This window comes from Pseudomonas chlororaphis (genome assembly GCF_001921865.1).
Lineage (GTDB): Bacteria > Pseudomonadota > Gammaproteobacteria > Pseudomonadales > Pseudomonadaceae > Aquipseudomonas > Aquipseudomonas chlororaphis_D.
The window spans coordinates 239,850-252,132 of record NZ_MSCT01000010.1 but is presented as its reverse complement, the minus strand read 5'-3'; the positions used below and the strand labels follow the sequence as shown (position 1 = coordinate 252,132).

At 65.2% G+C, this 12,283-nt stretch carries 8 protein-coding genes; all 8 read right to left on the bottom strand.

The window, feature by feature from the left end; all coding sequences use genetic code 11:
• Positions 1 to 257: 257 nt before the first annotated feature.
• Entirely contained in the window at positions 258 to 1,739 is a 1,482-nt protein-coding gene (locus BTN82_RS13535; RefSeq protein WP_075119616.1) for an efflux transporter outer membrane subunit, read from the bottom strand.
• On the bottom strand, positions 1,736 to 4,843 hold the full coding sequence (locus BTN82_RS13530) for an efflux RND transporter permease subunit (RefSeq protein WP_075119615.1): 3,108 nt from the start codon (positions 4,841 to 4,843) through the stop codon (positions 1,736 to 1,738). Before BTN82_RS13530 ends, BTN82_RS13535 begins: the two co-directional genes overlap by 4 nt.
• Positions 4,840 to 7,944, bottom strand: a complete 3,105-nt coding sequence (locus BTN82_RS13525; RefSeq protein ID WP_075119614.1) for an MdtB/MuxB family multidrug efflux RND transporter permease subunit — start codon at positions 7,942 to 7,944, stop codon at positions 4,840 to 4,842. The genes BTN82_RS13530 and BTN82_RS13525 overlap by 4 nt, the downstream gene beginning before the upstream one ends.
• Complete coding sequence (locus tag BTN82_RS13520; RefSeq protein ID WP_075119613.1) at positions 7,941 to 9,254, bottom strand: MdtA/MuxA family multidrug efflux RND transporter periplasmic adaptor subunit; 1,314 nt, start codon at positions 9,252 to 9,254, stop codon at positions 7,941 to 7,943. Before BTN82_RS13520 ends, BTN82_RS13525 begins: the two co-directional genes overlap by 4 nt.
• 175 nt (positions 9,255 to 9,429) lie before the next feature.
• On the bottom strand, positions 9,430 to 9,930 hold the full coding sequence (gene tpx, locus BTN82_RS13515) for a thiol peroxidase (protein ID WP_075119612.1): 501 nt from the start codon (positions 9,928 to 9,930) through the stop codon (positions 9,430 to 9,432).
• A gap of 167 nt (positions 9,931 to 10,097) precedes the next feature.
• Positions 10,098 to 10,541, bottom strand: a complete 444-nt coding sequence (locus BTN82_RS13510; protein ID WP_075119611.1) for an SRPBCC family protein — start codon at positions 10,539 to 10,541, stop codon at positions 10,098 to 10,100.
• 363 nt (positions 10,542 to 10,904) lie between these two features.
• Complete coding sequence (locus BTN82_RS13505; RefSeq protein ID WP_075119610.1) at positions 10,905 to 11,573, bottom strand: DUF3313 domain-containing protein; 669 nt, start codon at positions 11,571 to 11,573, stop codon at positions 10,905 to 10,907.
• Between the two features lie 194 nt (positions 11,574 to 11,767).
• Positions 11,768 to 12,262: a DUF934 domain-containing protein gene (locus BTN82_RS13500; protein ID WP_075119609.1), complete on the bottom strand. Its 495-nt coding sequence runs from the start codon at positions 12,260 to 12,262 to the stop codon at positions 11,768 to 11,770.
• Positions 12,263 to 12,283 lie beyond the last annotated feature (21 nt).

Below are 12,283 nucleotides of genomic sequence, written 5' to 3'. Positions count from 1 at the left end.
CAGCCTGCGTACGGCCGCGCAGCGGTCGCGGAACCGGCTGGCGCGTACAGCCAGGCCGAACGCGGGGCTTGGGTTTACGGTCGCTGCGCAACCGGACGCAGCCTCGCTGTCGCTCGGCAGCGGCTACAGGTTCGTGGGCGCCACGGGCGATGTAGCCGCTGGCGCAGCCTGCGTACGGCCACGCAGCGGTCGCGGAATCGGCTGGTGCGTACAGCCAGGCCGAACGCGAGGCCCGGGGTTGCGCTGGGCGGAAACCGTCAGGGCTGCTCGCTGGCTTGCAGCTGGCCGTCCCAGCCGCCGCCCAGGGCGGCGATCAGTTGCACGCTGGTGACCAACCGGCTTTGCAGCAGGCTCAGCACGCTGCGTTCGTTGCTCAGGGCCGTGGCCTGCACCACCACCACGTCGAGGTAAGCGATCAGCCCGGCCTTGTACTGGTTTTCGGTCAGGCGCTGGGAATCGCGCGCCGCGTCCAGGGCCTCCTGGCGTACCGCGGCCTCGTCTTCCAGGACCTTGAGCTGCACCAGGTAGTTCTCCACTTCGCGGAAGCCGTCGAGCACGGTCTGGCGATACTTGGCCACGGTCTGGTCGTAGACCGCCTCGGTGCGGTCGACTTCCGCCGAGCGCTGGCCGCCGTCGAACAGGGTCATGGCCAGTTTCGGCCCCACCGACCAGAAGCGGTTCGGCAGGCTGATCCAGTCGGCGTAGGTACTGCTGCTGTAGCCGCCCGCCAGGCTCAGGGTCAGGTCCGGGTAATAGGCCGCCTTGGCCACGCCGATATTGGCGTTGGCGGCGATCACCGAACGCTCGGCCGAAGCGATGTCCGGGCGCCGTTCCAGCAGCTGCGACGGCAGGCCCAGCGGCACCTGGGGCAAGGCCGGGATGTCCTGGGTTTCCGCCAGGTTGAACTCGGCCGGCGGCAGGCCGATCAGCACGGCGATGGCGTTTTCCAGCTGGGCGCGCTGCCAGATCAGGTCGATCAGGTCGGCCTGGGTGCTTTTCAGCTGGGTCCGCGCCTGGGCGATGGCGTCCTTGCCGGCGACGCCGGCGCGGTACTGGTTCTCGGTCATGGTCAGCGAACGCTGGTAGGCCGCCACCGTGGCTTCGAACAGACGCTTCTGCTGGTCCATGACCCGCAGTTGCAGGTAGTTCTGCACCAGTTCCGACTGCTGGCTCAGGCGCATGGCCGCAAGGTCGGCGAAGCTCGCTTCGGCGCTGGCCTCGTTGGCCTCCAGGCCACGGCGCAGCTTGCCCCAGACATCGGCCTCCCAACTGACCCCGAGCTGGGTGTTGTAGGTGTCGCGGATGCCGCTGGAAGAACTGCTCAGGGCCGAACTGCTGCTACCGGTGCCCTGGCTGGCGCGGGTTTTCCCCGCGCTCAGGTCCACGGTCGGGAACAGCGAGCCACGGGCGCTGCGCACCAGGGCCTGGGCCTGGCGGTACTGGGCCTCGGACTGGGCCACGGTCTGGTTGGCGCTGTTGAGTTTGTCGATCAGCTCATTGAGCTGGCGGTCGCCGTACAGCTCCCACCAGGCGCCGCGGGCCAGGGAGTCGCTGGGGCTGGCCTGGCGCCAACCGGCCGCTTCCTTGTAGTGGGCAGGCTCGGCCACCTGCGGGCGCTGGTAATCCGGGCCGATGGCGCAGGCGCTGAGCAGCATCAGGCTCAAGCCCAGGCTCAACAGCCGCGAGCCGCGGGCCAGGAGCAGGCGCTGGGAAAGGAGGGAGAGCGAACGGTCAGTCATAGCGGCGTTTCCAGAGCGGCATCGGTACGGACCCCACGCCAGTGGTTGAACTTATGGCGCAGGCGATCGAGATAGAGGTAGACCACCGGGGTGGTGTAGAGGGTCAGGACCTGGCTGAAGACCAGGCCGCCGATAATGGTCAGGCCCAGGGGCTGGCGCATTTCCGCGCCCTCGGCGCTGCCCAGCAACAGCGGCAAGGCGCCGAGGATGGCCGCCAGGGTGGTCATCAGGATCGGCCGCAGGCGCAGCAGGCAGGCGCTGCGGATCGATTCCAGCGGCCCCATGCCCTGGTGGCGCTCCAGTTGCAGCGCCAGGTCGATCATCAGGATCGCGTTCTTCTTCACCACGCCGATCAGCAGGAACAGTCCCAGCAGCGAGATCAGGCTGAACTCGCTGCCCAGCGCATAGATCGACAGCAAGGCGCCGACCCCGGCCGACGGCAGTGTGGAAAGAATGGTCAGCGGGTGGATATAGCTTTCATAGAGCACGCCGAGCACCAGGTACACCGCCAGCAAGGCGCCGAGGATCATGAACGGCTGGCTTTTCTGGGTCGCGGCGAAGGCGTCGGCGGTGCCGGCCATCTTGACGATCACATCTTCAGGCATGCCCAGCCTGGCCAGCGCCCGCTCGATGGCCGCCGTGCCCTGCTCCACCGTCACCCCTTCGGCCATGTCGAAGGAAATGCTCTCCGAGGCGAACTGGCCTTCGTGGCTGACGCGGTCGTCTTCCAGGCTGTTTTCGTAATGGGCGATGGTCGACAGCGGCACCCGCGCGCCGTCGGCGGTGATCACCTGCACCTGGTTGAGGGTGATCGGGTCCTGGGCGTATTTCGGGTTGACCTCCATCACCACCTGGTACTGGTTGAGGCTGTCGTAGATGGTCGAGATCTGCCGCTGGCTGTAGGCGTTGTTGAGCACCGCGGTGACCATGTTCATGTCGATCCCCAGGCGCTTGGCCTGGTCGCGGTCGACCACCAGGGTCACCTGCTGCGCGCCCCGCCCTTCGCGGGCGTCGATGGCGGTGAGCTCCGGCAAGGCGCGCAGCGCGGTGACCACTTTCGGGTACCACTCGCGCAGCGCGCCCAGGTCGCCGCTCTGGATGATGTAGGAATACTGCGAGGTGGTCTGCTCGCGACCACCGCCGAACTGCAGGTCCTGGTCGGCCATCAGCATCAATTGGGCGCCGGGAACCTTGGGCATTTCCTTGCGCAGGCGCTCGATGACCTTCTGCGCCGACAGCTTGCGCTCCTTGATCGGCTTGAGGCGCACCAGCATGAAGGCGTTGTTGGTGCCGTTGTTGCCGCCGATGAAGCCGGCCACGCTCTCCACCGCCGGGTCCTTGAGCACCTCGCGGCGGAAGATTTCCATCTTCGGCTGCATCACGGTGAACGACAGGCCGTCGTCGCCGCGCACGAACCCGATCAACTGGCCGGTGTCCTGCTGCGGCATGAAGGTCTTGGGCACCACCACGTACAGCGCGACGTTGACGCCGATGGTCACGAACAGACTGAGCAGGGTCAGGCGCTTGTGGCGCAGCACCCAGTCCAGGCTGCGGGCGTATTTGCCCACCATCCAGTCGTTGGCCCGCTGGCTCCAGCGCTGCAGCCCGTTCTCACGGCCCGGCACGTGGGGCTTGAGCCAACGGGCGCAGAGCATCGGGGTCAGGGTCAGGGACACCACCAGCGAGACCACGATGGCCGCCGCCAGGGTGATGGAAAACTCGCGGAACAGGCTTTCGATGATCCCGCCCATGAACAGGATCGACAGGAACACCGCCACCAGCGAGACGTTCATCGAGAGCAAGGTGAAGCCGACTTCCTTGGCTCCCAGGTAGGCCGCCTTCATCGGCGCGATGCCCTCGTCGATGTGCCGGGAGATGTTCTCCAGTACCACAATGGCGTCGTCCACCACCAGCCCGGTGGCGAGGATCAGCGCCATCAGCGACAGGTTGTTCAGGGAAAAACCGTACAGGTACATCACCGCGAAGGTGCCCACCAGCGACACTGGCACCGCCAGGGTGGGGATCAGCGAGGCGCGGAAATTGCCGAGGAACAGGTAGACCACCAGGATCACCAGGGCCACGGCGATCAGCAGGGTCATCTCGGCCTCGTGCAGGGTGGCCTTGATCACCGGCGAGCGGTCCATGGCCAGGTTGAGCTTGACGCTGGCCGGCAGCACCGCCTGCAACGCCGGCAGCTGGGCCTTGATCTCGTTGACCGTCTCGATGATGTTGGCGCCGGCCTGGCGGTTGATCACCAGCAGCACCGCCGCGTCGTCGTTGAAGAAGCCGCTGTTGTAGCGGTCCTCGACGCCATCGCTGACCTTGGCCACGTCCCTCAGGCGCAGGGCCGCGCCGTCCTTGTAGTGGATGATCAGCGGCTCGTAATCGCGGGCCTTCTCCAACTGGTCGTTGGCCTGCACCTGCCACAGTTGCTCGGCGTTCTCCACCGAGCCCTTGGGCCGGCGCACGTTGGCCTCGGCGATGGTCTTGCGCACATCGTCCAGGGCCACGCCGTACTGGTTGAGCAATTGCGGCTCGAGTTCGATGCGCACCGCCGGCAACGAACTGCCGCCGATCTGCACCTCGCCGACCCCGGAAACCTGGGACAGGCTCTGGGACAGGATGGTCGAGGCCAGGTCGTACAGCTGGCCCTTTTCCAGCACGTCGGAGGTCAGCGACAGCACCATGATCGGCGCCTGGGAGGGGTTGACCTTCTTGTAGGTCGGCATGCTGCGCATGCCGCTGGGCAGCAGGTTGCGCGAGGCGTTGATCGCCGCCTGCACTTCCCGCGCCGCGCCGTTGATGTCGCGGTCCAGGTCGAATTGCAGGATGACCCGGGTCGAGCCCTGGCTGGAGCGGCTGCTCATGGTGTTGACCCCGGCGATCGCGCCGAACGAGCGCTCCAGCGGCGTGGCCACGGTCGAGGCCATGACCTCGGGGCTGGCCCCCGGCAGGCTGGCCTGGACCACAATCACCGGGAAGTCCATCTGCGGCAGCGGCGCCACCGGCAACAGGCCGAAGCTGACGCCGCCCAGCAGCATGATGGCCAGGCTCAGCAGCATCGTGGCGACCGGCCGGCGGATAAAGGGTCCGGACAGGTTCATGGCTGTTCTACCGGCTCCGCGCGCTCAGGCGCCGAACGCCAGCGCCGGCCCAAGCGGTCGAAATACAGGTAGATCACCGGCGTAGTGAACAGGGTCAGGACCTGGCTCAGCGCCAGGCCGCCGACCATCACCAGCCCCAGGGGCTGGCGCAGCTCGGCGCCGGAACCGGTGGCCAGCATCAACGGCACGGCGCCGAACAGCGCGGCCAGGGTGGTCATCAGGATCGGCCGGAAGCGCAGCAGCGCCGCCTGGTAGATCGCCTGTTCCGGGGCCATGCCCTGGTTGCGTTCGGCGTCGAGGGCGAAGTCGATCATCATGATCGCGTTCTTCTTGACGATGCCGATCAGCAGGATGATGCCGATGATCGCGATCATGCCCAGGTCGTTGCCGCTGAGGATCAGCGCCAGCAAGGCCCCCACCGCCGCCGACGGCAAGGTGGAGAGGATGGTGATCGGGTGGATGTAACTCTCGTAGAGCACGCCGAGCACGATGTACATGGTCACCACCGCCGCCAGGATCAGCAGCAAGGTGCTCGACAGCGACGCCTGGAATGCCTGGGCCGCGCCCTGGAACTGGGTCTGCACGCCCACCGGCATGCCGATGTCGCGCTGCACCTGGTCGATGACTTCCACCGCCTGCCCCAGGGCCACGCCCGGCGCCAGGTTGAACGACATCATCACCGCCGGGAACTGGCCGATATGGGCAATGGCCAGTTGCGCCTGGCGCTCCTCGACCCGCGCCAGGCTCGACAGCCGCACCTGGCCGCCGTCGGTGGTCTTCACATGGATCTGCTCCAGCGCCTGCGGGCCGATGCTTTCGCCGGACTGGGCCTGCAACACCACGCGGTACTGGCTGGCCTGGGTGTAGATGGTGGAAATCTGCCGCTGGCCGAAGGCGTCGTACAGCGCGTCGGTGATGTTCGATACCGAGACGCCCAGCCGCGAGGCAGCGTCGCGGTCGATCACCAGGTACACCTGCAGGCCCTTGTCCTGCAGGTCGCTGGCGACGTCGGTGAGCTCCGGCCGCTGGGCCAGGGCGTCCACCAGGCGTCCGCTCCAGGTGGCCAGCAGGTCGGCGTCCGGCGACGACATGCTGAACTGGTACTGGGTGCGGCTGACCCGGTCTTCGATGGTCAGGTCCTGCACCGGTTGCATGAACAGGCGAATACCCACCAGTTGGTCGACCTGGGGCTGGATCCGCGCGATCACCTGCGCGGCACTGAGGTCGCGTTCGCGGTGCGGCTTGAGGTTAATCAGCAACCGGCCGCTGTTGAGCGTGGCGTTGTCGCCGTCGACGCCGATATAGGACGACAGGCTCTGCACCGCCGGATCGGCAAGGACGATTTTCGCCAGCTCCTGCTGGCGCTGGCTCATGGCGGCGAAAGACACCGACTGCGGCGCTTCGGAAATGCCCTGGATCACCCCGGTGTCCTGCACCGGGAAGAAGCCCTTGGGCACCACCATATACAGGAACACGGTCAGCGCCAGGGTGCCGACGGCCACCAGCAGGGTCAGCGGCTGGTGCTTGAGCACCCATTGCAGGCCGCGGCCGTAGCTGGCGATCAACCAGTCGATCCAGGCGCCGCTGGCGCGGTAGAAACGCCCTTGTGCCTCGATCTTCGGCTCGCGCTTGAGCAAGCGCGCGCACATCATCGGCGTCAGGGTCAGGGACACCACCAGGGAAATCAGGATCGCCACCGCCAGGGTGATGGCGAACTCGCGGAACAGCCGCCCGACCACGTCGGCCATGAACAGCAGCGGGATCAGCACGGCGATCAGCGACAGGGTCAGCGAGACCAGGGTGAAGCCGATCTGCTTGGCGCCCTTGAGCGCGGCCTGCATCGGGCTGTCGCCCTCCTCGATGAACCGCGCGATGTTCTCCAGCATGACGATGGCGTCGTCGACCACGAAACCGGTGGCGATGGTCAGGGCCATCAGGGTCAGGTTGTTGACCGAGAAACCCGCCAGGTACATCACGCCGAAGGTGCCGATCAGCGACAGCGGCACGGCGATCGACGGAATCACCGTGGCGCTGGCCCGGCGCAGGAACAGGAACGTCACCATCACCACCAGGGCGATGGCGATCAGCAACTCGTGCTGCACGTCGGTGACCGAGGCGCGGATGGTCTGGGTGCGGTCGGTGAGCACGGTGACGTCCAGGCCCGCCGGCAGGTTGTCGGTGATGCTCGGCAGCAGCGCCTTGATCCGGTCCACCACCTCGATCACGTTGGCCCCGGGCTGGCGCTGGATATTGAGCAGCACCGCCTGGTTTTCGTTGGCCCAGGCCGCCAGGCGCTCGTTCTCGGCGCCGTCGGCGATCTGCGCGACGTCTTTCAGGCGCAGCGGCGCGCCGTTCTTGTAGGCCAGGATCAGCTCGGCGTAATCCTTGGGCGACGTCAGTTGGTCGTTGGCGTCGAGCATCGACACCCGGGTCGGGCCGTCGAAGTTGCCCTTGGGCTGGTTGACGTTGGAGGCGCCGATCAGGGTCCGCACGTCCGACAGGTTGAGGCCGTTGGCCGCCAGGGCTTCGGGGTTGACCTTGATCCGCACCGCCTGGCGCTGGCCGCCGGCGATGCTGACCATGCCCACGCCGCTGATCTGCGCGATCTTCTGCGCCATGCGCGTGTCGACCAGGTCGTTGAGCTTGGGCAGCAGCATGGTCTTGGAGGTAATGGCCAGGGTCAGCACCGGGGTGTCCGCCGGGTTGACCTTGTTGTACACCGGCGGCGCCGGCAGATCGGTCGGCAGCAGGTTGGTGGCGGCGTTGATCGCGGCCTGCACCTGTTGCTCGGCGACATCCATGTTGATGTCGAGGTTGAAGCGCAGGGTCAGCACCGAGGCGCCGCCGGAACTGGTGGAGGCCATCTGGGTCAGGCCGGGCATCTGCCCGAACTGGCGCTCGAGCGGCGCGGTCACGGCGCTGGTCATCACGTCCGGGCTGGCGCCGGGGTACAGGGTCATCACCCGGATGGTCGGGTAGTCGACCTGGGGCAGCGCCGAGACCGGCAACAGGCGATAGGCGATCAGGCCGGCCAGGACAATGGCCAGCATGCTCAGGGTGGTCGCTACCGGACGGAGGATGAACAGCCGCGAGAGGTTCATGCGCCGACCTTGTTCGCCGGGGCGTCAGCGGCCGGGGTCGCGCTGGAGCTGGCCGGCTTGCCCTGCAAATGCTCGGTCGGCGTGGTCGGGACTTCTTCGGTGGTGTTGACCACTTCGACGTCGCTGCCGTCCTTGAGGCGGTCGGTGCCTTCGAGCACCACCCGGTCGCCGACTTCCAGGCCGGCCTTGATCACGGTGGAGTCGCCGTTGCTGGCGCCGACCTGCAACTGACGGATCTTGACCTTGTTGTCGCCGTCCAGGGCGTAGACGAAGGTGCCGTTGGTGCCGAACTGGATCGCCGCCGACGGCACCAGCACCACGTCCTTCAGGGTGTCGGCCAGCAACCGCACATTGACGAACTGGTTGGGGAACAGCACCTGATCGCGGTTCTCGTAGCGCGCCTTGAACTTCAGGGTGCCGGTGGTGGTGTCGATCTGGTTGTCGAGGCTTTGCAGCACGCCGTTGGCCTGCAGTTTCAGGTCGCCGCGGTCCCAGGCTTCCACAGGCAATTTGGCGCCGCTGCGATAACGCTCCAGCACCGCGGCCAGGTTGTTCTCCGGCAGGGTGAACGCCACGCTGATCGGCTGGGTCTGGGTGATGATCGCCAGCGCGGTGGTGTCATTGGCCGCCACCAGGTTGCCGACATCCAGCTGGCGCAGGCCCACACGGCCGGCGATCGGCGCGCGGATCTGGGTGAATTCGAGGTTGAGCTTGGCGTCGTTGACCGCCGCCTGGTTGGTCTTGACCGTGCCCTGGTACTGGCCGACCTGCGCCGCGGCGGTGTCCAGGGTCTGCTTGGCGATGCTGTCCTGGGCGTACAGGCCACGATAACGCTCGTAGTCGACCTGGGCGTTCTTCAGTTGCGCCTGGTTCTGCAACAGCGTGCCTTCGGCCTGGAGCAAGGCGTTCTGGTACGGACGCGGGTCGATTTGGGCCAGCAGGTCGCCGGCCTTGACCATCTGCCCTTCCTCGAAGCTCACCTTGACCAGCTCGCCGGCCACCCGGCTGCGTACATTAATGGTGTTGAGCGCGGTCACCGTGCCCAGCGCCTTGTAATACAGCGGGAAGTCGCCCCGCGTGGCCGGCGCCACCCGCACCGGAATCGGCCCGCTCGCACCGCCGAACCCCGGGCGCATCGACCCGCTGCGCCCGGTGTGGCCGGCGGCGTTCTGCCCGGCGGCATCCTTGTGGGTGCTCGAGGCCGGCCAGAATTTCCAGCACAGGCCGACAATGGCCAACAGGACAAGCAGGCCAAACAGCCAGCGACGGGAGTTGCGGGAAACGGAGGATTGCATGGAGTGATCAACCATTGGGCGCGAGGGGATCTTTTTCAGGTGGCTGAAAGATAAGCACTGGCGGGGGTTTAGCAAAGCGCCTTTACCGGCAATTTACCTTGGGCTTACGTTTGCAAGTGCCCGCTAAGCTACTGAAGCACAAATAAAAACGGCCTGGACAGGGCCAGGCCGTGAATAATTGTAAAACCTGTTACTTGAGTACGGCCAACGCCGCGTCATAGTTAGGCTCTTCAGCGATTTCCTTGACCAGCTCGCTGTGCAGCACCTTGTCGTTCTCGTCCAGCACCACCACCGCGCGGGCGGTCAGGCCGGCCAGCGGGCCGTCGACGATCGCCACACCGTAGTTCTCGATGAATTCGCGGCCGCGCAGGGTCGACAGGTTCTGCACGTTGTCCAGGCCTTCGGCGCCGCAGAAGCGGGCCTGGGCGAACGGCAGGTCGGCCGAGATGCACAGCACCACGGTGTTGTTCAGGCCGCTGGCCTGGGCGTTGAACTTGCGCACGGAAGTGGCGCAGGTCGGAGTGTCGACGCTCGGGAAGATGTTCAGCACTTTGCGCTTGCCGGCAAAGCTGCTCAGGGTGACGTCGGCCAGGCCGGCGCCCACCAGGGAAAACGCTGGGGCCTTGGAACCGGCCTGGGGCAGTTGACCGTTGACTTGAACCGGGTTGCCTTTAAGGGTGACTTGAGCCATGAACGGAGTCCTTTTGAACGGTTGTCGTTAAAACAGCGGTAAAGAAATGAAGAGGCCGAAGTTAACCATGAAACGCCTCGACCACCTATGCCCGGGATGCAAATTGTCGAACAAGACCCGGCGCCGTTGAAATACCGGCGGAACGCGAAAACCCGGCTTGATCGCCTTCACCCCAGCAAGCGCAGCATATTGCGGTGCCGGGCGGCGAAAATGCGTGTCATGTAGGCATTGACGATCAACCGTTCCACCCAGGCCCCACCCAGGGCCCGATAGGTCACCCGGTCGGTATACAGGGTGCCCCCTTCGGCAGCCTCGACCCGGTGCTCGTGACGGAATGCCCGCAAGGGGCCCTTGAGCATCTCGTCGACGAAATGCCGCTCGCCGACCTCACGTATAACCACCGTCCATGTCGCCGGTATGACACCCCACATCCAGTGGCGAAAGCTGAACTCACGCCCGGCGGCAATGCGCAGGTGACTGAGATCGACGCCTTTCAGGGGGCTGATGCGTTCGGGAAATATCTTCGGGAAATTCGCCCCCTCAAGGCAGAAATCCAGCACCTGGGCCGGGCTGCGAGCAGCAATGAAAGTCGTGCGTTCGACTACGGGCATGCTGAGAAAGCTCCTTATTTCCACCAAAAATACATGATGTAAAACATCACAAAAAATCATTAATCTATTGTTTTTATTGAATTTATTTAACTTAACAATTCACTTTAACTTAACCACTAAAAAAACATGGATATAGTCATATTCAACTTTAACCAAAGGGCCCCGCGCAACGGCTCGCCCTGGGCGTATGAGGGCCGCGAGCCAGCCCGAGCATAAGGCCTTTGCCCTCGCCCGATGCTGATTCTGTTGGCTTGGCGATACGTGCGGGCGCTTATCGTCCCGGCGTCGATAAAGGGGTCGGGCAGACGCTGCCCGACCCCGGACCGGATAAGTTGCAGCCCCCGGCGGTGGGGTCGAACGCAGTTATTTTTTCAGCCGCTGGAACGACTGGTGCAGGTCCGAAGCCCAGCCGTCGATAACGTTTTTCACGTCCGCGGCCTGCATCACCTGGCTGTCGTTCTCCAGTTCCTTGCCGCTGCCCTTGCGCACGACTTGGGCAATCACTTTGTTGTTGCCACCGTCGATGAACTGCGCCTCGGTGCCCAGGGTGGTTTCCTGGTCGCGGATGCCGCTGGCGGTGCTCACCGCCGCCGCCACCAGGGCGATCGGAATGATTTCGTAGGGTTTCAGGCCTTCGGTCTTGCTGCTCACGGCGGTGATCGCCGCGCGCACCACGATCACACCCGGCCCAGGCCCTGTCGCCAGCGGCATGGCCTGCCCGATCTCACGCTTGAGCGCTTCGTCGTAATAGCGATTGATCCCGTTCAGCGTATTTTGCGGGATTTTCGCCGTCGGCTGAGGCTTGGGATAAAACTGGGTGGGCTCGATATAGACGCTGCGGTATTGCTTCAGGTCCAGCTTGGGATCGACCCAGCGCATCACCTCGACACCCGACGGCGACTTGGCTTCCTTGAGTTGGCTGTAGTCGCCCAGAAAACCGGAATACTCGTCAGGCTTGGGGACGTTGCTGGAACAGCCCGCCAGTGCGAGGGAGGCGATGCACAGTGCGCCAGTGATTCGTGCAAGCTTCATAGGGTAACTCCTGTCAGAAAAGCCGGACGCGATGCCAGCTTTAGGAGTTGTAGGTATAGCCAAATCCCTGGCAAACCAGCAACAAAAAACAACACGCCAAGCGCATTCTCCTCCCCAGTCGCGAGCAGGCCCATTGCCAGTGCGCGCGCGCCCCTTGAGCCCGCGTAACGCCCATGTTGCGCCGGCTTCGCGGTTCAGCGCCGGCGGAACAGCGGCCGCGGCTCGATCGCCGAACGTCCGTAGAGCACGCTCATGCCCGCCAGCCCCTTGAGGGCGTCGTCGGCGCACTTGTCTTCGCGAATGGCGAAACTGTCAAAACCGCACTGGCGCATGTGGCTGAGCTGGTCGCGCAGCACATCGCCCACCGCCCGCAATTCGCCCAGCCAGCCCAGCCGGGTGCGCAACAGATACGCCTGGCTGTAGGCCCGGCCGTCGCGAAAACTGGGAAAATCCAGGGCGATCAGCGGGATCAGCTTGAGCCAGGGGCGCAGGCTTTCGACCTCGTCGTCCGGGCCGAGCCAGACGCCGTCCCGCGCCGGCTCGTGCTCGATGCGGCGGATCAGCCAGCGCGCCAACGGCAATATCAGCGGCCCCTCGGGCAGCAGGCCGTCCACTTCGCGCACCAGGGTCCAGGGGTCGTCCTCGACCCGCCGGGCCTCGCCGTCTTGCAGGCGTAATAGATTGTTCATGGTTGCAGTCCTTCGCTCATG